Origin of the sequence: Halobacillus naozhouensis (genome assembly GCF_029714185.1) — a bacterium.
Taxonomy (GTDB): domain Bacteria; phylum Bacillota; class Bacilli; order Bacillales; family Halobacillaceae; genus Halobacillus_A; species Halobacillus_A naozhouensis.
The window spans coordinates 1,616,964-1,639,947 of record NZ_CP121671.1 but is presented as its reverse complement, the minus strand read 5'-3'; the positions used below and the strand labels follow the sequence as shown (position 1 = coordinate 1,639,947).

Sequence of the window (22,984 nt, the reverse complement as noted above, 5' to 3'; positions counted from 1 at the left end):
CCTCCTAGACAATTAAGATGAATGATCTTTTTTTCCATCTTCTGAGGCATCGCCATTTTTCTTCTGATCATTCTCTTCATCATTCATCAGACTGTTTGCTGATTTTTTGAACTCTGATAATGTCTGTCCAAATGCCGAGCCAATTTCAGGTAGTTTTTTAGGTCCGAAGATGATTAAGGTGACAACTAAAATAATGATCAAACCAGGTATACCTATATTTGCAAAGCCCATCGGTATCGCTCCTTTTTTCGATTATATAGAGCCAGAAGACTTAAGCAGATTAAGCGTTAGCTGCCGTACATACTGGCTCTGAGAATTTTTTTGTATGCTGCTTTTATTGTTACGATAAACCGTTAGACATGTTCACTGCTTTGATTAGCCTTGACCAACTGGCCTTTGTTTTCAATATATTTACTAATCCCATCAGCTGCCCGGTACGCCAGGGCACCAACTGTTCCCGTAGGGTTGTAGCCGCCGTTATGCGCGAATGCTGAAGCCCCGACTACAAATAAGTTGTCGACATCCCACATTTGGAGATAATTATTTACCGCAGAGGTTTCGGGATCTCCCCCCATGATGACCCCGCCCGTATTATGGGTAGTTTGATATGGGACAATACTGTAATGGTCACTGATTTCTCTCGGCTCAACTCTGTCTGCACCCATCTCTTTTCCAATCTCTACACACTTTTCAGTGAGGTAACTGTGCAGATTTCGATCTTGTTCCGTAAAATCATAAGTTAAGCGAAGAAGCGGATCTCCAAAAATATCTTTGTAATCCGGATCCAGACTCAAGTAATTGTTGCGGTGGGGCAAAGAAGCACCCTGTGCACCAATTGATAAGTTACGATGGTAGTATTTAATCGACTCGGATTTAAATTGTTGTCCCCAGTTCGGTATATCATTGGGAACCGTATTGTTATTGATTGGACGCTGTCCTGTCTGAGTCGTTGAAATCGATCCACCATGAATGAAATTCACATTGGAGTGATCAAAGTTATCACCGTTATAATTATCGACCGTAGCTCCGAGCGACCCCGCTCCCATATAGGTGTTAAATTTTTCATCTTCAAAAAAGGCTGTTGCACCTGGTAGAATCTGATAGCAGTAATTCCGTCCAATCACACCTGTGCGGGATTCAGGATCGTAAGGACGGCCAATGCCGGAGTTTAACAGCAAACGGGAATTGTTCATCACATAGCTCGTCAGCACGACGATGTCAGCAGGCTGAATAAATTCCTCCCCTGTTTGCAAATCAATATATTTTACCCCCGTCGCCTTATTGCCGTCATAGATAACCTCAGTCACGTTCGCATGTGTCCGTAATTCGAAATTACCGGTTTGTTTGGCAGTTGGAATCACAGTCACAATCGGAGAAGACTTGGCTCCGTATTCACAGCCAAAGCGTTCACAGAACCCGCAGTACTGACATTGAGCAATGGTTTGACCGTCCGGATTCTTATACGTTTGGGACATGTTCCCCGACGGCATATGAAAAGGACTGAGCTTTAACGTTTTAGCTGCATCCTTAAACCGTTTTGTAATGGGAGTTTCCTTCATGGGAGGATTTGGATAAGGATTATTTCTCGGTGCACTAAACTCATTTTCCTCACCGCTTATCCCCGCCGTCTGTTCGAACTTATAAAAATAGGGCTCAAGTTCATCGTAAGTGATGCCCCAATCTTGGATGTTATAGTCGCTTCCCAGCTTATTTGCCCCATATTTTTTCTCAGTCATGGACTTAATCTCTAGGTCATAAGGTAAAAACCGCCATGTTTGGCCATTCCAGTGGATGCCCGCCCCGCCAAGTCCTTCACCAAGCAGGAAGGAACCCAGCTGACGCATCGGCAGCGCTCGATCATCTCTATGGTTCCGGAATGTAATCGTTTCCCTTGATAAATCCTGCATCAATTCATATCGGATTGCATAGCGGTATTCATCGTGAATGTGTTGAAAATCTTCTGTTGTCCGTTCTTTCCCTCGTTCAAGACCAACGACTTTGACACCTTTCTTCGCAAGTTCCGCGGCAATAATACCGCCTGTCCAACCGACTCCGACTGTCACTACTTCGACTTTATCTAATGTTGTCGCCACATTGAACCCTCCGTTCCTTTATGATTGGATATGTGCTCTCAATGCTCGCGGCTCTTTTTTAATAAATTCTTCTTTGCCAATTTCATTAAGATAGCTCATATAGTTACCTGGAAATTCCTTCATCATCCAGCCCTTCATATTACCGTTTCCTCCGTAAAGAGGATCTGAATACGCACCTTCAAGCGTTGCTGAACGCAACAATTCAAAAAAGGTAGTCGCTGTAACCCCTTTTAATTTGACATCGCCGTCCTGAAACTTTTGCAAAATTTGATCCTGCTGTTTTCCTTCAAGCTCTACAAAGTCGGCATCGAATTCTTTCTTACTTTCATTCTGAATTGCCTTAATTCCAACATCGAACACTTCATGGCGCTTAAGCCGTGTCTGATAACCTTGGAAATCAGAGCCAGGATAAAATGGACCGCGCATATACTCCCTATCATTGTGGCCGTAAGACCCGGCCAATTGATGGTCGATAAAAAACGGAACCCCCAGTTTGATTGCTCCTGGGCCATTATCATCTTCTGGAAAGATCCTTTCCGTTGCTGCGCTAAGCAATTGAAATTCTTTCTGGTTCGTAAAGTGCATGAGTGCATGATTGAAATCAGGAAGAGACTCAGTCTTTGAACCTTTCTTCGCCTCTTGTTGATCATCTAAAAGATTTCTTCCTATAAGAGTACCGATAAACCCGCCGCCGATTGCGCCCCCAGCTGCATAGCTGGTGTTTTTAATAAACCGCCTACGAGACATAGTCGAACGTTCTGCCATCTTTATACCTCCCGCAAATGTGTGATTAGCTGCTGTTTGTAACACTCTTGCCACTTAAAAGGAAATATATACTAGTTTCGTCTGCATAAAAAACTAGATAGATGCCTGTTTCGAAAAAACCGGTATCTATAAAATCTCTGAAGTCTATAGATGAAATGCCTTACATAATAAAAAGTGAGTAACATTATTATTTTATTTACAATAGTGTATGTCATACAGTATAATAAATCCAGGAGCTGATTCAAATGAGCGATGCATACAAACACATAGACAAATTAATGCAGGAATTAAGACGAGGAACCATTACCATTGGAGCCCTGAGCCAGCTCCATGAACCGCAATATGGATACTCACTTGTCACAACATTAAAAGAAAAAGGGATTCAAGTTGAACCTGGAACGTTATATCCACTGTTGAGAAGGCTTGAGAAGCAAGGTCTTTTAGAAAGTAAATGGGATACGAATGAAACACGGCCAAGAAAGTATTACCTGTTAAGTGAGATCGGAAAGGAAGTCTTGGATTTACTGCTTGTGGAATGGCAAAGCATTGCCAAAAGTATGGATTATTTAATAAAGGAAAGAGGAGGAGAAAATGGAGATCATTAATCGATATGTTTATTCGGTTAGTAAGCGGCTTCCAGAAGCACAAAGAAAAGATGTGGCAGATGAACTTCGCGGTTTAATAGAAGATATGCTGGAAGAGCGTGTTCAGGACAGGGAAGTAACTGAGGAAGACGTGGAAATGGTTTTGCTGGAACTTGGCCACCCGAGAATTTTAGCGAGAAAATACAGGGGTGAAAAAAGGCACGTCATCGGTCCGGAGCTGTATGACTTGTATATACTGGTTCTGAAGATCGCGTTGATTTCAACGATTGCCGTAAATACCGCCATTTTCGTAATCCAAGTCATCGTCAATCCGATGAACATCCTTGATTATTTTGTCAGCTTCATCGTATCCTTCTTTACTGTGATTATTCCAATGGTTTTCGGCTGGACCACTTTAGGCTTTGCCCTGGCAGAGTATTTTAGTGAAGGCAGGATGGAAAAGCTGGAATTAGAGAAAGGGTGGAAACCATCATCACTGCCTGCCGTTCCCGATGAGAAGCGGCAGATTAAACGAAGCGAACCGATAACAGGAATTGTTATTTATGTACTGCTCATTATCATGCTGGCCTTTTCAAATGAATATTTTGGCATCTGGATATTTCGAGAAGGCGAATTATCCGGCGTAATCCCATTTTTAAACGAAAACCTTTACAGTTCCGTTATGATATTGGCTTTCATCCTTTTCGGATCAGGGATTGTGAAGGAATATTTGAAGTTATTTTATGAAAAATGGACGTACAAACTTGTTACGTTTATTACGATTGTGAACGTCGTCTCCATCGGCCTAATCCTTTTCCTGATAACAGGATTTCAAATCTGGAACCCGAATTTCATGAACGAATTGATACAGTATGGAATGATTACTAGGGGAAGTGAAGGATATGATGTAATCAGTCAAATCTGGGAACAGCTTACGTTTTGGACCGTTATTTTCCTTGTATTTGGTTTATTATTTGACCTTATTGCTGGATTTGTAAAAGTTCGTAAGGCGAAGTAAAAAAATAACTTAGAAGCATGCTTATAGAAAGGGGGAGGGACCAATGAATCACATTGGTCCCTCCCCCTTTTCGTTAAAAAATTCCTTTATTCTAGACAACTAGTATAACTGTTTAAGAGCTGCTTTATCGAAAGGTAAAAGTTCAGTTTCTCTTCCTTCACGAACTTTTCTCACCCACTCCGGATCCATTAATAGCGAGCGTCCGATGGCTACTAAATCAAACTCCCCATCGTCAAGTTTTTCCATGAGACCGTCCAAGCTCGTCGTGTTAGCACCAGAGAAGCTTGTGAATTCTCCATCGAGTCCGACTGACCCTACAGAAATGACCGGCTTGCCTGACAATTTCTTAGTCCATCCTGCCAAATTCAAGTCAGACCCCTCAAACTCCGGCTCCCAGAAACGACGGGTAGAGCAGTGGAAGATGTCAACTCCCGCTTCTACAAGAGGCGTGAGGAACCGTTCTAATTCATCCGGTGTTTCAGCAAGTTTGGCTTTATAGTCATTCATTTTCCATTGAGAAAACCGAAAGATGATTGGGAAATCAGGTCCGACTTCTCGCCGGCAGGCTTTAATCACCTCAACAGCAAATTGCGTTCTTCCGACAATGTCTCCTCCATATCTGTCGGTACGCTGATTAGTCTTTTCCCAGAAAAATTGGTCGATTAAATAACCATGAGCCCCATGGATTTCGATCCCGTCAAAATCCAGGCGTTTGGCATCTGCTGCCGCTTGAGCATAAGCTTCGACCATCTTTTCAACTTCTGCTTCGGTCATAGGTTCAGTGATCTTATCACCATCCAGACTCAGACCAGATGGTCCAACAGGATTAGCTTCCTCATTCGGAAGGTCTCCCTTTTTACGGGTCATCCCCACATGCCAGAGTTGTGGTACAATTTTCCCGCCAGCCTCATGAACTTCTTTTACTACATTCGACCACCCATTCAGTGATTCTTCTCCATGAAATAGAGGAATACTTGCACCTGAAACAGATGCCGGATGATCAATCCCTGTCCCCTCGGTTACAATTAACCCTACTTCATTTTCAGCACGGCGCCGGTAATAGCCTGCCACATCTTCCCCTGGTACTCCATCTGGTGAAAAACCCCGAGTCATCGGCGCCATCACCGTGCGGTTAGATAATTTTATTTTTTCGCTCGTAAATGATTGAAATAGTGGTGCAGTTGCACTAGTATTAGAACTCAATTGATATCCTCCTCTTTCCTTACTGCACTTTATTATTTCAAACTCCATCGAGGAAGAAAAGAAATCTGACTTCACCCACCAAAACTTTACTAAAAAAACATTCCCGATTTAAACAGCAAATTCTTCCTGGATCACCATCATAAAAGATTTCATCTGCCCATGTTTAACCTTTAACATAGCGGGGAACATATTTAAGTAACCAGATATATTAGAAAGGATGAGTACTATGGCAAGAAAAGCACAGTATCAGCCCGTAGCAGGCAACGAGCCATCTGACGCTCAAGAAGTAAATTATGCGAAAGAATTTAAGCAAGCAGATATCGCTGGTGGATATCGTAGAGCTAAAGTGAAAGCAGCCAAAAGTGACAATCCGAACTTAAGATAATCCTACTGAAAAGCAGCTTTTTAAGGCTGCTTTTTGTGTAACGTTTTTCACAAGCGTAACAGGACTTATATTTCTATTCACAAAAATGACGCTCACCTTTTTCGAGGTAAACGCCAATATTTGAGGATCGTCAGTAATTTAATTGCTCTTTTTCTTGGCTAATTCATCACGGTCTAAAGCTCTCGGAGGTTCTTCCATCCAACCATGTTTGATCATGATTTTGGCCCCGTCTTCAGCATATTTAAGGATTTCAGCTATCAACCGGGTGTACATTACACCTAAATCCCTTCTCGGACTCATTGCCATAGCAGTACCATAATACCCCACACTCAAGCCAATTAAAGCAGTCGAATAAAACATCATGATCTTATCAGAAAACGTATAAGTAATCGAGTCTGTAACCTCTGTCTCCCATGTCATAGGTATAGGGATATCATCTTCTTTCATTTTTGAGCCAAATACCTCACAATGTTTGGCAGCAATTTCTTTACCCCTGACGAGAAATTTTCTAACTTCTTTCGATTTGGCAACCTGGCTAAATCCAATCATTGTAGCTACGCCTAACGCATTCCTTTGAAAATTAGTGTAAAGGTTTAGAATTTCTGTACCTGCCAATGGTCTTCTCTCACCAAAATAGCCAGTCAGGAAACTCTGGTCCTTAACAAAATCATGATTTTCAGGGGTTGGAAGGTATGGGGATCGGATATAGAGCCCCTTGGCTAATAAGAGTTCCTTTATTTCCCTAAGGTGGTCAGTTATAAGTACAACACGTTCTTTAAAATAACTGTAAATATCTGATCTTACAGATGTAGTTAACATAATACTATAGGCTTGTAAGACAACTTGAGCTCCCTCATGAAGGAAATTCAGCATGTAGGTGTCAGAATACAACCTCGGAGCCGTTACATCGACATCCTCCTCCAAATTAAACCCATAAGGAAGCGGATAATTTTCTTTATTAAAAATGGCGGTTAGTGCTTTTACATTACCTTGTGCTATATCTAAAGATTGCCGGAGAAGTGATAGAATTTCCTTATCCTCCACTTTGGAAATGAAATATTTAAAATGGCATACTAAGGCTGTGTCATTCATGTATGCTGTCCAAATCTGTGTAATTTCTGCAGAAGTCAGCCTGATGTTTTTTCCTTCTTCCACTATAGTTACCTCCAATTGGTTAAGGCTATTTACTATTACCTTTTCCAAAAGGAAGTGTTCTATGTAAGTGAACTCTTTCTGATGGAAATCCGGTGCAGTGAAGTAAACACGAACCAACTGCAAACTCGAGCGCCTCTGCGAAGTGGTCAAGGGTATGCATTGAGGGAAGTCCAGTCCTGCCAAGGTTTTCGCAGGCAAGAGTGAAGAAATGAAAAGGAATTTTCAGAATTTCATGTTATAATAAAAGTACACAGGAGATCGGCTTCCTAAGGGGGCACGCTCACTTCCCATGAAGGGAGGTGATACCGTGAGCGTATTTGAGACCATGATGTTTTCAGTGAACTTTACAACACTGATGATCTTGATCCTCTCTTTTCGCAATAAAAAATAACCCCCTTGTGCTTTAGCCTGGCCGTGGGGGTTATTTACTCATTAGAGCCTAGCCCCTCTTAATGGGGTTCGGTCTGTTGTGAGCCGTCTGGTGCGACAACACCGACGGCTTTATTAGTTTATTCAATCTTATGCCTTCTATGTCCATTATACCACGAAATTTGGGCTTGTACACATCTCTGAAAAAGAGAAACCATAATGATTGTCAAGGGTTGCTTCAACCTTTCATTCTAGACGTTGGTTGATCTCTTTTTTCTCATGTAGCAACTGCTGGAATTCTTCTTCTAACTTCTCCGATGGCTCTATACTTAATCGACTTAACACATCCGTGATCTTCGTTTCAATTTTGAGCAGTTGATCCTCCAGGGGATCATGGTCTTTCTGCGGTTCTGTTTTTGTATAGTCCAGGTAGGATCCTTCAAAGGAATGAATCCGTTTGTTACGGATAGCGAAAACTTTTGTCGCTACATGTTCCAGCAAGCGTCTGTCATGAGATACCAGCATTACGGTACCTGAATAATCATGAAGCAGAGACCCCAGTTCTTCTACCGCTTCAATATCCAAATAGTTCGTCGGCTCATCCAGAATCAGTACGTTGGCATTGCTGACAAATAACTTAGCAAATGCCACCTTCACTCGTTCACCCCCACTGAGGACGTGAACCGGTTTAAACACATCATCCCGAAAAAACCCAAGCCGGGCAAGAACTGTTCTGATCAGTGTCTGATGTTGAGAGGAAGTACTGCTTACATTGTCTACTATCGAATCATCCACGTTGAGGACCTCTAGCATTTGACTGAAATAGCCAAAAGAGACGGAGGGAGAAATATGAATTCCTTCCGCACCATCGAGGATCATACGCAGGAAGGTCGTCTTACCGCTCCCATTTGGTCCAATGAGAGCAACTTTATCACCCCCAGATACAGAGAAATCGAATGCCTTCCATAACAACCGACCTCCCGCAGCTCCGGTTATCTGCTCACCGCGGATAATGGTCCTCTTTTTTAAAGATTCTTCATGGGCTACTGCCATTTTAATCGGTGGAAGCTCTTTAACTTTTTCCACCTTATCCAGCTGTTCAAGCCGAGTTTGGATGGATTTTACTCCCTGGTTTAGCTTCTTTTGTTTTTTGGCAAAATACGGTTTAGCCCCTTTCGCACCTCTAGCTTCCGAACTGGAAATATTCTTAGGCTTCTTCACCGCCCGCTGCGCTTTCTGGTCTTTTTGCTGCACGGCCTCTTTCAGCTGCTTTTTCTTATGAATGTATTTCTCGTATTCTTTTTCATGATGTTTACGGGCCGCTTCTTTTTGCTGTTCATAATCCGTGTAATTGCCCGAATATACGCGGATACGCTCGTCTTCTAATTCCCAGATTTGATTGCAAAGAGCGTCTAGAAAAGCTCTGTCATGGGACACGACTACCATAGATTCCTGACGCCGCTTCAATTGCTGTTCTAACTTTTCCACGTTTTCCATATCCAAATGTGTGGTGGGTTCATCGGCCAACAACACATGAGCATCTTGTGAAAGGGTCTCGTGAATCACAGCCTGAGATATTTCCCCGCCGCTTTTCTTTCCTTTCCGAGGTTTCAGCTGAGGAAGCAGTGCTGCCGTGCCACGTTGGGTAACAGTGCCAGCAGCCGGTTCTTTCTCCTTAGCGATCACCTGAAGCAGTGATGTCTTCCCCGAACCATTACGGCCAACTAGACCGATCCGTTCACCCTGATGGATACTTAAATCCTTGATGTGAAATAAAATCCGGTCTCTCACATCAAAACGAACATCCTGTAAGTGAACTAATACCATATTATTCATCTCCATTTCTGATTAAGATGGAGACTATCCGTTTTTTCGAACATAAAAATAGCCCCCTATTCACGGACAGACACGTTCAGAATAGGAGGCACACCTATACACATAGGGGTGTAGGATACATATCATTCCCAATCCTATTCCGAACGATGATGAATGCCATGCAAAAGAGCCTTCAAATGGAAGGTTTTTTATCATGTAACATTCATTTGTTCTGAAAAAAAATAGGATTAGTTCTTCATGAGCCTACAATTCACCCTCTTTGCTGAGTTGTTATAGATGTATCATATTACTCTTTAGGCATATAAGTCAATCCCCTGAAGCAGGGTGTTTCCACAGAGATTCTTAAATAAAGATCGATGATACTGAAATAACCGGGGTTGATTCTAAAATAACGATAGATCATTCCTGAATAACTAGACAAGATTCTAAGGTATCAGGGCTATAGAATAGCTACGATGCAACACCCCTTTTCCCCGGGTTCAATAAAAACTGGAGTAAAGGGGGTTCTTCTAGTTTTAACTTTTAGGCTGTTGAATTGAAGATAGATGATTACATTTCACTTGAAGCCTACCTGAGGAGGCAGTCACTCCACGGCAGAGGCTGCAAAAAAGCGATTTTTCAATCGCGTCGAAAGCAGTTCTAACACAATTGCAATCATCAAGATCGCGTACGTAATAAATCCAACTTCACTAAGATCAAAGTAGAAGCCGGATGCCATAAACAGTTCAAATCCAATTCCGCCCGCTCCAGCCGCTGCTCCCATCGCTACAGCCACCGAGAAATTGATTTCAAACCTTAGAAAAGTCCATGACAATAAATACGTAAACGTGGAGGGTAACACGGCATGTCTCACAATATGCCACCAGCTGGAGCCCGTTGCTCGTAAAGCTTCAATAATACCTGCATCAACCTCTTCAAAAGCCTCTGAAAAAGCTTTGACTAAATAAGCGACAGAGTGGAACAGCATGCCAAGGACAGCTGCTTCACTTCCCAAGCCAGCTGCAATCGCAAAGATCAGCACCCACAATACCGTTGGAACAGCCCGTCCAAAGGCAACTAGAATTCGGACCGTTTTTGATATCCATTCATTGGATAAATTGGTTGCTGCCATTAACGCTAAGAAGATGGCTATCACGGCTCCGAGTACAGTGGCTAACACAGCCAAGCCGAGGGTAACTCCGACCTGATAAAAGGCTTCTCCCCAGCTAAAATGACTCAAAGCAGGTTGCAGAAACATGATCTTTAAGTTATTGACCGTTTCTACAATTGCACTCATTATTTTTAATTGTCCGTAATCAAAGAGCGTAAAAGCCATAACCGTTAAAACGAAGAATAGGACGATGGTCCAACGTATTACCCGTTCTGCTTTGCTGCCAGATTTGATCTGAATTCTCCCATCTTTTTTTCTTTTTATGTACGTAGACATGGATATGGCTTCCATTAAAGAATCACCTTCCGTATCGAGTTTGACATCAGCTCAATGATAATCACGGCGATGACGATGCTACATGTAATCAGGGCTACGGTATTGTAGTCCATCGTCTTATAATACAAGTCAAAGATGTAGCCGATCCCTGTACCCGTCAAGATTCCGACTAATGTCGCGCTTCTGATGTTCGTCTCAATCATGAATAAAATCCAGCTGATCATTTGCGGCAGACTTTGCGGGACCACGGCTTTACTGACAATTTGAAAATAGGTGGCGCCGGTTGCCGTTAAGGCTTCCACAGAACTTTGACTTGCTTCATCGATCGATTCAATAAAAGCCCTCGTTAAAAATCCCACCGTCCCCACGAATAAGGCCAAATACCCTGTTACGGAATTTTGACCAAAAGAAAGAAGCAGAATTAAGGCCCAGGCTACTACAGGAATATTTCGTGAAGCGGAGGCAATCAAACGAGCTAACCCACTTAAGAATCCATTCACTTTCGTTGTTTTCGAGCCCATTAATCCTAGAAAGATCGAAACAACGGCCGCTGTGGTTGTAGCCGCGATCGACATAAAGATCGTTTCGGTTAATTGCGTTAAGATCGCCGGTAATTGTTCCAGCGATTCCTGTGTAATAAACAGGTTCGAAACGATCCAGCCTATTGCAGCAGGAACCGTCGCCATCCCCTGGAAGAAATTAAAATTCGTTATATAGGCGGATAAATAAGTGATGACAATAATGATGATTAGAAAAATGGTTGCACTCCAGCTACGTTTACGCATGATTTGTTCATTCACGTAACCTGCTCCTTATACCGTGATTAACTCTCTTGTCGCTGTTCCATAAATGTTGTCGATCCGTTCATTCGTAAGCCTGTGGGTTGGCCCATCAAATACGATCTCGCCTTTGTTTAGGCCAATAATTCGATCTGAATACTCTTGAGCAACGTCAACCTGGTGCAAGTTGACCAGACAGGTGATCTTCAGTTCAGATGCCACCGATTTTAAATGGTTCATAATCACTTTTGATGCATTCGGATCGAGGGAAGCAATAGGCTCATCACACAACACAAGTTTGGGATCCTGAATAAGGGCCCGGGCAATTCCGACACGCTGCTGCTGTCCCCCGCTCAACTGATCGCATCGTTTATAGGCATGTTCCCCGATCCCTAACTTTTTGAGTAGAAAAAAAGCCCGCTCCTTCTCGCTTTCTGTAAATCGCCCAAGGACTCCTTGCATCGTTGTTTTGTAACCGAAACGCCCATGGAGCACATTTTCAATAACCGTTAACCTTGGGACAAGGTTATAATGCTGAAAGATCATCCCAATCTCCGTACGTAATTTCCGAAGTTCCTTTTTCCTTAAAAGACCAACATCGGAATCATCAAATAGGACACGGCCTTCATTAATGTCAACCATCCGATTAATACAGCGCAAAAGAGTGGATTTCCCCGCGCCTGACGGACCAATAATGGAAACAAATTCTCCCTCTTCCACTTCAAAATTAATATCTTTCAAGACTTTTGTGTGTGAATTATACGATTTCCCCATTCCTTCAACTTGTAACAATGACATGTTCATCGTCTCCTTTATTAGGGTATTTAAGAAGTTAGAGTATGCACGACTACAAGGCACATACTCTGAACCTCTGTTAGTATGTTAACTACTTGGAAAGCTTGCGGATTGGGTCAAACCATGAATCTTTAATCGTTGCAAACCTTTCTTTCCCTGTCTTGAAGAATAACCCTGACTTGCCAGAATCCTCAGGAACGAAAATCTCCTCATTATTCGCCACCTCATCTGAAGTGAGTACTTTTTGCAATTTGTCAAAATCCTCTTGTCCTAGCACATCTACATTCGCTACAAATGGGGCATTTAAGACAGGTGTAACACTCATGAGAGTGAACTTCTTACCTGTTACTTGGTTAAACGGTTCCGCTGCATCGTTTTGAACTTGATAAACAGACCCGACCGTATTTTCCTTACCTTCAACGATTTCTACATAATTCTCAACACATGTATCACAGAAAGCAGCAACATCAGCATTTCCCTTTAATAGATTGACTGCTGAACCCTGGTGGGAGTTTCCAAATAGCACTTTGGAAAATAAGGATCCGCCTTTCATCAATTCCATTTCCGTTAGATCGGCATATTTTTCTTGTTGGGAAAAATGATCAAGAATACCAGCTGCAGGTACTTTGAACCCTGATGTAGAGCTGTTGGAAACGAAGGACATTTTCTTTCCTTCCAGCGTATCTAACGAAAATTCTCCCTTCACCTTGAACTTGTCTTGCTCATCGACATGAACAGCCAACCAGCTATGATAGACAGCATCCTCTAATGTACCTGATGGACCAGTAGGGACAACAAGCGGTTTAATGGACTCATTACTTTTATGGGCTTCGATGTAGCCTTGAGCTCCCATGAAAGCCAAATCTGCATTATTGTTTACCATCGTTTCAATCGCTATCGCATAGTCCGTGGTCAAATGATGTTCTACTTTCTTACCTGTCGCTTCTTCGATTACATTGGCAATTTCATCACGGGAAGATTTCATATCTGAACCAGATTCGTTAGGATACCAGACGATGTCGATCACATCATCGGCCTTTGTATTGCCCCCAGCGCTTTTCATAGAACATGCTGTCGTAAGTACAGTGATCACTACAAGCAATGCCAGCAAAGTTAATTTCTTTTTCATTAAAAACTCTCCCCTCATAATCTGTAACCTGTGCGACTCGATTCACAGAAAATCTAGTAACTTAGTTCTATTGAAACATATAACGATCCCAAAATAGCCTATATTCACGACACTTTAACAGTTTCTTTAAACGGTTTACATGAGCCATACAAATTAAGAATTAACGGACCTCTTTGATGTGCGGCCAGAGGGAAGGACTTGTCAGACTCCCCACTTCAATAGCCGTTCCAAATGAACCGTGATAATCTGTGCCCCCCGTCATCGCAAGACTATACAGTTTGGCTAAAGCTTCCACCTTTTGATGATCTTTTTCCGTATGATCGGGATGATTCCTTTCCACTCCTCCCAACCCTACTTCGACAAGCTCAGGAATAATGTCATAAGAATCAAGCTGACCAGGGTGAGCAACGACAGCCACTCCCCCATCTGCCACAATCGCTTCAACTGCTGCAAAAGCATCCAAGTACTCAATATCACCAGAAGCTACACCACCATATTTAAATAAAAGATGATACAACGTTCTGTAATCCGGGGAACTGTAGGCACTTTCCGTCAAATGGCTCATGACGTGCTGCTTATAAATCGTTTTGCTCGGCCAGGCCGTTTCCATAATCGCTTCGATGTCGAGTTCGTAGCCAGCATTGTTTAGCTGGAGAATTTGCCATAGGGAATGTTTCTGTCTCCTTTCCAGGATCAGCTGACATACCGACTTGATATGGATCGCTTCAGGGCGATAGTGGTAGCCGAGTACATGGACTTTGCGCTTCCTTTTAAAATCATAAGCGGAAATCTCTATGCCAGGAATAACTTCGATTCCATATTTCTCTCCCAGCATAATAATTTCGGGCAATCCGTCTACCGTATCATGATCCACAAAGCTGATATGCGTGACCCCATTGTCTCTCGCCTGCCTTACCACTTCTTCGACGGAATCTGAACCATCGGAATAGTGGCTGTGAACGTGTAAATCAGCTTTCATGAACAACACCTTGCTTTTCTGCCACGAACTCTCTCCGATTCATATCAAACACCTTGTCACAAAGCCCGTCCATAAATTCAATGTCATGAAAAATGCCAACCAGCGTGGTGCCGTTTGTCTTTAACTTCTTTATAATCTCACGTACTTTTTCTTTCGATTGCTGATCCAAACTCGCGGTCGGTTCATCAAGCAATAATAATCTTGGCTTTTTCACAGTGGCCATCGCAATATTTAACCGTAATTTTTCCCCGCCGGAAAAGGTCGTCGGATAGGTATCCCACAGTTTAGGATCAAGTTCAAAGTGTGTTAAAGCTTGCTCTGCTTCTCTGCGTGCGACTTCTTCCGTCTCCCCCATTTCAAGCAGTGCTTTTTCCACGAGCTTTCTTGATGTCGTTCTCGGCATCACATTTAAAAACTGGGACACATAACCGATTTCGTATTTCCGTAAATAAAGGATCTCCCTTTCACTTGCTTGAGCTAAATCGATAAGGCCAAAGCGTCGTGAATCATAGAGAAGACACCCTGTATCCGGTAAATACGTACGATAAATACTCTTTAAGATGGTCGACTTCCCACTGCCGCTCTTTCCGACGATCCCGATGAACTCTCCTGTTTCCAGTGAAAAATCAATGTTCTCGACAGCCTGCATCGTTTCTCCTAAATGATGAACGGTAAATCGCTTGCCAAAGTCGTTGAGTTCGAGCATGGACATATCCTGTTTCCCCCTTATTTCACGCGGTAATTTGTCGTCGTTATCAAAGCGCCATTGACCATCGTGTTTGTCAGCATTGGAAAGCCATCTTCCATTTTTTCTATCACAATGAGATCAGCCTTTTTACCAGCTTTAATCGATCCGATTTCCTCATTCATCCGGACTGCTTTGGCTGGATTTAAGGTGACCATCATAAACATGCTGTGCAAATCATTTCCATGCTTCTCGCCTAGATCAAAGATCGCATGTAGTAAGGCTGCTGGATAATAGTCACTGCAAAGAATGTCAGCACAATGATGTTCAACCGCTTCAGCAGCTGATAAATTACCGGAATGGGAACCGCCGAGAAGCACATTCGGCGCGCCCACAATAGTTTGCAGCCCCATTTCTGAGGCTCTTTTTGCCACATCTAATGTAATGGGAAATTCGCTGATCGTTGTCCCAAACTCCTTAACAAGCTCCAATTTGTGCAAATCATCATCGTCATGTGAAGCGACCGCTATGCCTTTTTCGATGGCAAAGTCAGCTACCTCTTTAATTTTTTCCATCGTCATCACTTCGGTATTTTGACGCTCAACAATGATGGTTTGCACATCATCGTCAGTCAGATCACGGTATCCCTGTAAGGTTTCCCGGTAGACTTCCAAGTTACGATACTGTCCCTGTCCTGGCGTGTGATCCATAAACGATAATAAATGGACTTTGTCTTCTTCGATATTTTGAACAAGACGATCCACCTCGTCTATGTTGTCAATTTCAAACCGTGCGTGCAGACGATGCCGGATCATATGCAGCTCATGATGAGTTTCATCAATCGCATCAACCATCCGCTGCACATTCTCCGGATAACGGATCGGCTTATGTGAAAACGCATCTTCACGATAAAAAGAAAGCGAATGAAACATGGTCGTAATGCCATGGCTGATTAAATGTTTTTCCGCTTCCCGCAAACTAATGTTAAAATTCATCATACTTGTCGGCCTCGGGGAGGCGATCGTCTCGATATAATCAGAGTGGATATCGATGAATCCAGGAGAAATGTACCCTCCTCTAGCATCAATCAGCTGTGCATTTGAATAGCTGGCCACTTCCTCCTCAGGCACAATCGCTTGGATAATTTCCCCCTCGACAACGACTGCATGGCCATCGAGAATGGCTTCTTCTGTGACAACTTGCCCATTATGAATAACGTACATCGTGACGTTCCCCCTATAAGTGTGTGTTCAAAAAGTTGACGAATACCTTTTTGAACTTCTCTATAATAGTGAATAAACTAATTCCTGTGTATAGGCATGCTGCGGATCTTCAAGTATTTGATCCGTCAATCCTTCCTCAATCACCGAACCATTCAGCATCACAACCGTCCGATCGGCAAGCATTCGGATGACAGCAAGATCATGAGAGACGACGATCATACTAATGCCTAACTCTCTTTGAATGTTTTTAATTAGGTCAAGTACATTGGCTTGGACCGATAAATCAAGCCCTGTTGTGACTTCATCAAGAAACAGAATCGGTGGATTATTGGATAAGGCCTTGGCAATTTGAACCCGCTGCTGCATCCCACCGGAAAAATTCCGAGGTTCTTGTTTCATTCGAAAAACAGGGATGTGTACCCCTTCCAGTAAGGTTTTGCTTGTTGTCTCCATGTCCGTTACATTGCGATTTCCGGCGGCAATCAATTTTTCTGCGATATTACCAACGGATGAGAAATTCATTTTCAAGCCGTGTACAGGATTTTGGTAGACCATGCCATATTTATGATTGCGAATGTACCGTTTTTTCTGGGAAGATAAGTTAAAAACGTTCTCCCCCTTATGCTCAGGATCGTTGATATAAGCCGCTCCTGAAGTCACATCGGCATCAAAATACAAGCATTGCATCATCGTCGATTTCCCGCTGCCGCTTTCTCCGACAATCCCGAGAATTTCCCCGGAAAATAAATCAAATGATACATTCTGACAGGCATAGACAGTGCCGCAATGTGGACAGTAATTTTTCTTTAAATTTCTTGATTCTATTTGATGACAATGGGAACAACCGGGACCGAATTGTTTGTTTAAATGCTGCACTTGTAAGAGCGGTTCCTCATGCATAGCTCGTTTCCACCTCCACATTTTCCTTGTCGTTTAGACGATCCACACAAAAACTTATATCATTGCATTGATAGGTGGCTTCTCCTGTAGCTGGATCGATTAATTCATCCATAAACACATCCTTCGCGCCACACAGGTGGCAATGCTGTCCGTCAAAAGATTCCACCGTAAAGGGATAATCTTCAAAGGCAAGCGACTCGACGTCCGTATATGGGGGAACCGCATAGATTTTTTTCTCCCGCCCTGCTCCGAGAAGAATTAAGGCTTCCGATTGATGCATCTTCGGATTATCAAATCGTGGAATCGGGCTCGGTGCCATCACATAACGGCCATTCACATAGACCGGATGATCTGCATTTGTCGTTGTTTTTCCGTATTTCATAATTTGTTCGAACAACATGAGCCACGCACCACTGTACTCATCCTCCGAGTGAAGACGCTTCGTAATATACTCACTCGCTTCTACATCGCGAAGCGGTTCCGGTGTTGGTACTTGTAAAACAAGAATTTGCTCATCCGTCAACGGGACTTCAGGAATCCGGTGACGTGACTGAATCAGAGAGGCCTCCTGAGTTCGCTCCGCTACTTCAACACCCGTCGTTTCATGGACTAATTTCTTAATACTGACCGCATTCACCGACTCATCCGCTCCCTGGTCGATGACCTTCAGCACATCCTCTGTTCCAATGACCGACAAGGTAATCTGCAAGCCGCCAGTTCCCCAGCCTCGGGCAATCGGCATTTCTCTCGAAGCAAAAGGGACTTGGTAGCCTGGAATTGCGACAGCCTTTAACATCGCGCGGCGAATTTCCTTTTTAGATCCTTCGTCCAAAAAAGCAAAGTGTGTGTTAATTTTCATTCTTCTGCACCCCTTTCTTGACTTGACGGATACTATCGAGCTTCGATTGAAACGTCACATAATGAGGCAATTTCAAATGTGAAATAAAGCCTGTCGATTCAACAGAATCAATGTGTAACAAAACAAATTCTTCATCATGGGTGGGGAAATCCGATTCCGGGTGTTCCAGACATTGGTCTAAGATGCTCATCGCAATCGCCTTCGTTTCGTTCTGCCCGTAACAAATCCCATAACCGATTTCAAACTCCAGTTCCTCTTCATTTTTGTCGTTTTTCACCGATACAGGAACAAATGATTCAACCTCGGTCGCTTTGACGTCTCCAATGTAAAACTGGTCTTCCTCATCTGTTTCTAATTCATTGGGGTGTTCTACGTAAATCGGTAAAGCACCTACCCGCACTTCACCGACTGTTGGGTGAACCTGGCCATATCCTCTCAGGGAAGCATAGCCTAACGAGGTCACAGCACCTGTCTGACCGCGCGTTAACACTTGCAACCGTTCACTTCGAGAGGCGGGGAACTGAATACTTTCCTTCGTAATATCCTTGGGAAGGGTGTTATCTGGTTCGTAGGTTTCAAACAGACCCTCTTCACGCAGGTAATCAACCACCTTAGGAAAGTACTGCACATCATCAGGTGTCTCAATGGTTCGTAATTCATTTTTATAATCCTGTAACCACTGTTCGTTCTTCTCTGCATTTTCCTCTGTTAGATGAAAATCTAGTAATCTATGTGTGTAGTCATATGTAGCACCAAGTAATTGTCCTCCTGGAATATCTTTAAAACTCGCCGAAATTCGTCGTTCAACCAGCATCGATTCAGATTCGACGGTCTGACTATAATAGAGCCGAGGTAGAGTTGAACGATGGGCACGCATTAAGAACACTGCTTCTTCCATACTTCCTTCCGCTTGCTTAATAGCAAGAGCTGCCAAGAACGGGGAGTACAAGCTGCTCTCAGACATCACCTGATCGACCATCGTTCTCATCGTGGACAGAATCGTATTGACCTCAATGATCTCCTCACCCTTCAAACGCTCGTACTTCAATCGCTTAATCGAAGCCTCTATGGCTGCCGTACCGCCTTTTACTGCCACATACCCCATCTACTCCACCTCCGCATTCGCTACAGAAGTTGTTCTAGGCACACAGACGATTTGAAAATGTTCATCTGTAAGTATCAAATCAATCCCTAGCGGATATTCCTTTGTACGTTCTTGTCTGGCTTGCCAAAACGATGGACTAAAGCCGACATCAAGCTGTGCTGAATCCTTAATCCCAGGGCCCGTCAAGGTAAGTTCACCATGATTGGATAAAGGTTCACCCTCTATGATCCAAGTAGCCGAAGCTTGAGGATCTATTAAGTCACCATTTTTACATTGTTTGACGGCACTTATTATGGATGCTTCCGAACTGTCACGTAACGCAATGATATAATCAGCCTCATCGACCGGAGCGCATTTAGCCAGTGTATATTCTGAAATTTTTGTAGATAAATCTTGGTGGTTCTCTGAAAGAATATGAAAGGTGACCTCTCCATCCAAGAGCGTCATGAGACTAAGTAAAGTCGCCTCATAACAAGAAAGTTTGGAGTCAACATCTACTAAAGCCTCTTGAAGCGAACAAACCTTTCCTGGTCTTGACATACTATCTAGTAACTTTCTGTAGACCTTCTGTAAATCATGCACTTGATCTATTGCCATACGATCTCTCCTGAATTAGTAAATTTGTCTACCCCTATACATCCATCGTTTCGAAATCAACCTTCGTTTCAAATAACTCCGCTTGTACTTGTGCTTTTTCTTGCAGGATGCGCTGCTCTGCGTTCACTAACTCTTGATGCCATTCTTTGGTTTCGGGAAGCTGAGCCTTATAAGCTGCATCAATGATGGCTAGATATTTCGCCAATTCGTCTTTCATACCTGCTACTGCCCCAATACCAATACATTGGTTAATCTCCACTTTAGCTTCCGTTACAAGGACTTCCCCCAAATAAAATAATGAATTCTTCGCGGATTCCCGCATTTTAATCATCGTCAACCCATATTGCGGGGCGACCACTTCCTGGCATGGATAGCTCTGAATAATAGCTTCTGCAAAGTTTTGAGCCAAACAGGACTTTTCCTGGATAAGAATTTCCGTTCTTCTTCGTCGTTTCATTGTGAGATCCATCCTCCTTTACAAAACCATCGTAACTTGGCGCCAAGTTGCTGTGTTTTAAGATACCGTTAAGCTTTGTAAAGTTTGTTAACCATTTATAAAAAATTAAAAAACAGGCAGGGAACTATAAAAAGCTCCCTGCCTGTTTTAATCTTTTGTAATATCCTTTTCTTCATACATTATACTGAACAACATACTTATGCATGTCCGTATGATAAAAAGCAATGGAATATTCAACAAGTTTTTCATCAATATCAAAAGAGGATCTGATTCTTTTTAAAAGCGGTTTTTGCCCAGTATTTAAGGTCAAAGCGATTTTCCCCTCGGGTATTTCTACATCAAACTCATCCTTGAAATGGTTCATCGCCATTCCTTTTTGAAACAGCAATTCATATAGTGATCCTTTAAATAACTCCGGCTTCAGTGGGAGAAGCGCCTCAAGAGGAATATAGTGCTTGAAGTAGATGTAAGGCTCATTGTCCAGTAAATACAACCTTTCAAGACAATAACATTCACTCCCCATATTTGCCTGTAATATACGATGTCCCTCTGTACTGACGACAGAAATACTTATGTTATCCTTTTTTAAATCAAACCCTTCCTTTACCAATTGGTCAGAGAAGTTTTGTCCTCTGGAAATCTTGGGTGTGACTTTGTTATCGAGAACTTTTGTACCTACTCCGCTCCGTTTTTCTACATATCCCTCTATCGCTAGCTGCTCTACTGCTTTTCTTATCGTGATTTTACTCACAGAAAATTCCTTTTCTAAAGCTGGTTCAGATGGAATTAAACTGTTTTTAGGATAAAAACCACTGATAATCCGTTCTTTTAAAATGTCTTTTACTTGAAAATATAAAGGACCTTTTTTAGATGTAATTTTCATGAAAACCATCCTTTTCTGACGTCAATATACAACAACTGCATCTCTTTAATGGAGGTAGTATCTCTGCTGACAAATAATGTTCAGCTATAATATTCTTTAAGCACGGGCCTTAAAGATTCTAATTCTGTCTCCAACTATTTTCCATTCTACTATACATACTTCCTTAGACAAAGCGGTCATACATTCTTAAGGTTGTTATATACAAGGACTTGTTATATCCCAAGTGCCGGCACCGATGTATCATCCTTAATCACAGCTGACTCAGTCAGATTTTTTCAAAAAAATATAAGGTGATCCCGCCGTCAGCGAAACCACCTTAACTACGTAATTCTTCTTAGAATAGCTTGTCTTTTTAAATAAACATATCGACCACTAAAACCAGTCCAAAAGCAATGAAGGAGAGCAAGGTTTCCAATACTGTCCAGGTTTTAAATGTCTCTTTAACGGTTAGTCCAAGGTATTCCTTCACTAACCAGAAACCAGCATCATTCACGTGTGACAGCATGAGTGATCCTGCTCCCGTAGCAATTACGAGTAATTCTAAGTTCACACCAGACATATTGGCGATGACTGGCGAGACAATGCCCGCAGCAGTTGTCAGGGCAACAGTTGCTGAACCTGTAGCAACCCGAATTAACCCAGCTACCACGAAAGCTAACACAAGGGGAGATAAAGAAAAGTTCTCGGCCATCTGAGCAATCGCATCCCCTACACCACTTTCGATGAGTATTTGTTTAAACCCGCCGCCGGCACCAATGATTAAAATAATGGAACCTAGGGGAAGAATACATTCGTCCGTTAACTTCTTAATGAGCTTCTTATCCATACCTTGGCGAAACCCAAGGAAGTAGTAAGCAGCGAAGCAAGAAATTAAAAGGGCGATTAGAGGACTGCCTATGAATATAAGCGAATCAGCTAACACACTAGGAAGTGGCAGATACGGTGCAAAAACAGATAACAAGATTAATAGAATTGGTAATAGGATAACAAAAAATGAGACACCTACGCTTGGTACTGTTTGTGATGGGGTATCAGGCCGAACTACCTTAGGTTCTCCAACTGGCACTACGCGCTTATGCACCCACTTGGCAAACAACGGTCCTGCTATGATGGCTGGCGGCAGCGCAATGATCAGAGAATAGAGAAGAACTTCCCCTAAATCAGCACCATATATGCTTATGGCGGTCATCGCCCCTGGGTGCGGCGGGACAATTCCATGTACAATCGACAACCCTGCAATCACGGGTAAACCAATTAATAGAATGTTTTGTTTCGTCTTTTTACGAATGGCAATCACTAACGGTAATAGAATGACGATCCCGACTTCAAAGAATACGGGAATACCGATAATAAAGCCTGAGAATAACATCGCCCATGGCAGCTTTTTCTCCCCAAAAAGCCGAACAAAGAAATCAGCAACCTGAACGCCTGCGCCTGAATCTGACATCATTTTCCCTAAAATTGAGCCTAACGCTAGAATGCCAACTAAGTGGCCTAAAACGCTTCCAACTCCTGTTTCATAAGCGTGTACAATGCTGTCCAACGATAAACCAGACATCACCGCTAAAAACATACTTGCTACAGTTAAACTAATGAATGCGTGCCAATTCCACCACGAGACTCCCAAAATAACGATTACAATTGAGAGCAATGTGATTAGTAATAGATAAACCTCCATAGTCCACTTCCCCCTTCTCCATTCAGTAAACGCTTCCAAATTTTATAAACCTTTTATTCAAAAAGGATCAGGCAGGCGAAG

General features: G+C 42.7%; 23 protein-coding genes. 3 read left to right on the top strand and 20 right to left on the bottom strand.

The genetic code is table 11. The features are described 5' to 3' along the window. Positions 1 to 12: 12 nt before the first annotated feature. The 3 genes from tatA to P9989_RS08615 form a co-directional block, all read right to left on the bottom strand. Positions 13 to 231, bottom strand: coding sequence for a twin-arginine translocase TatA/TatE family subunit (gene tatA, locus P9989_RS08625; protein WP_283078364.1), 219 nt, complete (start codon positions 229 to 231; stop codon positions 13 to 15). A 122-nt stretch (positions 232 to 353) separates the two neighbouring features. Further along, positions 354 to 2,093, bottom strand: coding sequence for a GMC family oxidoreductase (locus P9989_RS08620; protein ID WP_283078363.1), 1,740 nt, complete (start codon positions 2,091 to 2,093; stop codon positions 354 to 356). Between the two features lie 18 nt (positions 2,094 to 2,111). Next, positions 2,112 to 2,858: a gluconate 2-dehydrogenase subunit 3 family protein gene (locus tag P9989_RS08615; protein WP_283078362.1), complete on the bottom strand. Its 747-nt coding sequence runs from the start codon at positions 2,856 to 2,858 to the stop codon at positions 2,112 to 2,114. A gap of 245 nt (positions 2,859 to 3,103) precedes the next feature. Between P9989_RS08615 and P9989_RS08610 the strand changes: the two genes are divergently transcribed. Together P9989_RS08610 and P9989_RS08605 are read left to right on the top strand one after the other, a co-directional pair. Further along, positions 3,104 to 3,463, top strand: coding sequence for a PadR family transcriptional regulator (locus P9989_RS08610; protein ID WP_283078361.1), 360 nt, complete (start codon positions 3,104 to 3,106; stop codon positions 3,461 to 3,463). Further along, on the top strand, positions 3,450 to 4,460 hold the full coding sequence (locus P9989_RS08605; RefSeq protein WP_283078360.1) for an HAAS signaling domain-containing protein: 1,011 nt from the start codon (positions 3,450 to 3,452) through the stop codon (positions 4,458 to 4,460). The genes P9989_RS08610 and P9989_RS08605 overlap by 14 nt, the downstream gene beginning before the upstream one ends. Before the next feature lie 99 nt (positions 4,461 to 4,559). Here the strand turns inward: P9989_RS08605 and P9989_RS08600 are convergent, their stop codons facing one another. Continuing rightward, on the bottom strand, positions 4,560 to 5,663 hold the full coding sequence (locus tag P9989_RS08600) for an NADH:flavin oxidoreductase (protein ID WP_283078359.1): 1,104 nt from the start codon (positions 5,661 to 5,663) through the stop codon (positions 4,560 to 4,562). Positions 5,664 to 5,889: 226 nt separating this feature from the next. Between P9989_RS08600 and P9989_RS08595 the strand changes: the two genes are divergently transcribed. Then, positions 5,890 to 6,048, top strand: coding sequence for a YfhE family protein (locus P9989_RS08595; protein WP_283078358.1), 159 nt, complete (start codon positions 5,890 to 5,892; stop codon positions 6,046 to 6,048). 138 nt (positions 6,049 to 6,186) lie between these two features. Here P9989_RS08595 and P9989_RS08590 read toward each other — a convergent pair whose 3' ends face one another. The 16 genes from P9989_RS08590 to P9989_RS08515 form a co-directional block, all read right to left on the bottom strand. After that, positions 6,187 to 7,203, bottom strand: a complete 1,017-nt coding sequence (locus P9989_RS08590) for a DUF3231 family protein (protein ID WP_283078357.1) — start codon at positions 7,201 to 7,203, stop codon at positions 6,187 to 6,189. Positions 7,204 to 7,818: 615 nt separating this feature from the next. Next, positions 7,819 to 9,399 carry a ribosomal protection-like ABC-F family protein gene (abc-f, locus tag P9989_RS08585; RefSeq protein ID WP_283078356.1) on the bottom strand — a complete coding sequence of 527 codons (1,581 nt, stop codon included), beginning with the start codon at positions 9,397 to 9,399 and terminating at the stop codon, positions 7,819 to 7,821. 592 nt (positions 9,400 to 9,991) lie between these two features. Beyond that, positions 9,992 to 10,849: an ABC transporter permease subunit gene (locus P9989_RS08580; RefSeq protein ID WP_283078355.1), complete on the bottom strand. Its 858-nt coding sequence runs from the start codon at positions 10,847 to 10,849 to the stop codon at positions 9,992 to 9,994. Further along, complete coding sequence (gene phnE / locus P9989_RS08575; protein ID WP_283078354.1) at positions 10,849 to 11,634, bottom strand: phosphonate ABC transporter, permease protein PhnE; 786 nt, start codon at positions 11,632 to 11,634, stop codon at positions 10,849 to 10,851. The genes P9989_RS08580 and phnE overlap by 1 nt, the downstream gene beginning before the upstream one ends. 12 nt (positions 11,635 to 11,646) lie before the next feature. Further along, positions 11,647 to 12,411, bottom strand: a complete 765-nt coding sequence (gene phnC / locus P9989_RS08570; protein ID WP_283078353.1) for a phosphonate ABC transporter ATP-binding protein — start codon at positions 12,409 to 12,411, stop codon at positions 11,647 to 11,649. A gap of 88 nt (positions 12,412 to 12,499) precedes the next feature. Next, positions 12,500 to 13,537: a PhnD/SsuA/transferrin family substrate-binding protein gene (locus P9989_RS08565; protein WP_283078352.1), complete on the bottom strand. Its 1,038-nt coding sequence runs from the start codon at positions 13,535 to 13,537 to the stop codon at positions 12,500 to 12,502. A gap of 160 nt (positions 13,538 to 13,697) precedes the next feature. Next, complete coding sequence (locus P9989_RS08560) at positions 13,698 to 14,516, bottom strand: PHP domain-containing protein (protein ID WP_283078351.1); 819 nt, start codon at positions 14,514 to 14,516, stop codon at positions 13,698 to 13,700. Then, complete coding sequence (phnL, locus tag P9989_RS08555; RefSeq protein ID WP_283078350.1) at positions 14,506 to 15,228, bottom strand: phosphonate C-P lyase system protein PhnL; 723 nt, start codon at positions 15,226 to 15,228, stop codon at positions 14,506 to 14,508. The genes P9989_RS08560 and phnL overlap by 11 nt, the downstream gene beginning before the upstream one ends. Before the next feature lie 14 nt (positions 15,229 to 15,242). Continuing rightward, positions 15,243 to 16,424, bottom strand: a complete 1,182-nt coding sequence (gene phnM / locus P9989_RS08550; RefSeq protein ID WP_283078349.1) for a phosphonate metabolism protein PhnM — start codon at positions 16,422 to 16,424, stop codon at positions 15,243 to 15,245. A gap of 60 nt (positions 16,425 to 16,484) precedes the next feature. Further along, complete coding sequence (locus P9989_RS08545; protein ID WP_283078348.1) at positions 16,485 to 17,324, bottom strand: ATP-binding cassette domain-containing protein; 840 nt, start codon at positions 17,322 to 17,324, stop codon at positions 16,485 to 16,487. Beyond that, positions 17,317 to 18,183: an alpha-D-ribose 1-methylphosphonate 5-phosphate C-P-lyase PhnJ gene (locus tag P9989_RS08540; RefSeq protein ID WP_283078347.1), complete on the bottom strand. Its 867-nt coding sequence runs from the start codon at positions 18,181 to 18,183 to the stop codon at positions 17,317 to 17,319. The genes P9989_RS08545 and P9989_RS08540 overlap by 8 nt, the downstream gene beginning before the upstream one ends. Beyond that, the gene (locus P9989_RS08535) at positions 18,173 to 19,288 is read right to left on the bottom strand and encodes a carbon-phosphorus lyase complex subunit PhnI (protein WP_283078346.1); all 1,116 of its coding nucleotides are present in this window, start codon (positions 19,286 to 19,288) and stop codon (positions 18,173 to 18,175) included. The genes P9989_RS08540 and P9989_RS08535 overlap by 11 nt, the downstream gene beginning before the upstream one ends. Next, a complete protein-coding gene (phnH, locus tag P9989_RS08530) occupies positions 19,289 to 19,885 on the bottom strand; it encodes a phosphonate C-P lyase system protein PhnH (protein ID WP_283078345.1) in 597 nt (198 codons plus the stop codon). Positions 19,886 to 19,919: 34 nt separating this feature from the next. After that, positions 19,920 to 20,342: a phosphonate C-P lyase system protein PhnG gene (gene phnG, locus P9989_RS08525; RefSeq protein ID WP_283078344.1), complete on the bottom strand. Its 423-nt coding sequence runs from the start codon at positions 20,340 to 20,342 to the stop codon at positions 19,920 to 19,922. Positions 20,343 to 20,514: 172 nt separating this feature from the next. Continuing rightward, a complete protein-coding gene (locus tag P9989_RS08520) occupies positions 20,515 to 21,225 on the bottom strand; it encodes a GntR family transcriptional regulator (RefSeq protein ID WP_283078343.1) in 711 nt (236 codons plus the stop codon). A 352-nt stretch (positions 21,226 to 21,577) separates the two neighbouring features. After that, complete coding sequence (locus P9989_RS08515) at positions 21,578 to 22,903, bottom strand: GntP family permease (RefSeq protein ID WP_283078342.1); 1,326 nt, start codon at positions 22,901 to 22,903, stop codon at positions 21,578 to 21,580. Positions 22,904 to 22,984 lie beyond the last annotated feature (81 nt).

Bases quoted from the DNA above. Each gene is read 5' to 3' on its own strand.
- abc-f (WP_283078356.1), bottom strand. From the start codon at position 9,399: ATGGTATTAGTTCACTTACAGGATGTTCGTTTTGATGTGAGAGACCGG.
- P9989_RS08540 (WP_283078347.1), bottom strand. From the start codon at position 18,183: ATGAAAATTAACACACACTTTGCTTTTTTGGACGAAGGATCTAAAAAG.
- P9989_RS08560 (WP_283078351.1), bottom strand. From the start codon at position 14,516: ATGAAAGCTGATTTACACGTTCACAGCCACTATTCCGATGGTTCAGAT.
- phnC (WP_283078353.1), bottom strand. From the start codon at position 12,411: ATGTCATTGTTACAAGTTGAAGGAATGGGGAAATCGTATAATTCACAC.
- phnH (WP_283078345.1), bottom strand. From the start codon at position 19,885: ATGGCAATAGATCAAGTGCATGATTTACAGAAGGTCTACAGAAAGTTA.
- phnM (WP_283078349.1), bottom strand. From the start codon at position 16,424: ATGTACGTTATTCATAATGGGCAAGTTGTCACAGAAGAAGCCATTCTC.
- P9989_RS08605 (WP_283078360.1), top strand. From the start codon at position 3,450: ATGGAGATCATTAATCGATATGTTTATTCGGTTAGTAAGCGGCTTCCA.
- P9989_RS08615 (WP_283078362.1), bottom strand. From the start codon at position 2,858: ATGGCAGAACGTTCGACTATGTCTCGTAGGCGGTTTATTAAAAACACC.
- P9989_RS08515 (WP_283078342.1), bottom strand. From the start codon at position 22,903: ATGGAGGTTTATCTATTACTAATCACATTGCTCTCAATTGTAATCGTT.
- tatA (WP_283078364.1), bottom strand. From the start codon at position 231: ATGGGCTTTGCAAATATAGGTATACCTGGTTTGATCATTATTTTAGTT.
- P9989_RS08610 (WP_283078361.1), top strand. From the start codon at position 3,104: ATGAGCGATGCATACAAACACATAGACAAATTAATGCAGGAATTAAGA.
- P9989_RS08565 (WP_283078352.1), bottom strand. From the start codon at position 13,537: ATGAAAAAGAAATTAACTTTGCTGGCATTGCTTGTAGTGATCACTGTA.
- P9989_RS08580 (WP_283078355.1), bottom strand. From the start codon at position 10,849: ATGGAAGCCATATCCATGTCTACGTACATAAAAAGAAAAAAAGATGGG.
- phnG (WP_283078344.1), bottom strand. From the start codon at position 20,342: ATGAAACGACGAAGAAGAACGGAAATTCTTATCCAGGAAAAGTCCTGT.
- P9989_RS08520 (WP_283078343.1), bottom strand. From the start codon at position 21,225: ATGAAAATTACATCTAAAAAAGGTCCTTTATATTTTCAAGTAAAAGAC.
- P9989_RS08535 (WP_283078346.1), bottom strand. From the start codon at position 19,288: ATGGGGTATGTGGCAGTAAAAGGCGGTACGGCAGCCATAGAGGCTTCG.
- P9989_RS08595 (WP_283078358.1), top strand. From the start codon at position 5,890: ATGGCAAGAAAAGCACAGTATCAGCCCGTAGCAGGCAACGAGCCATCT.
- phnL (WP_283078350.1), bottom strand. From the start codon at position 15,228: ATGTCCATGCTCGAACTCAACGACTTTGGCAAGCGATTTACCGTTCAT.
- P9989_RS08545 (WP_283078348.1), bottom strand. From the start codon at position 17,324: ATGCATGAGGAACCGCTCTTACAAGTGCAGCATTTAAACAAACAATTC.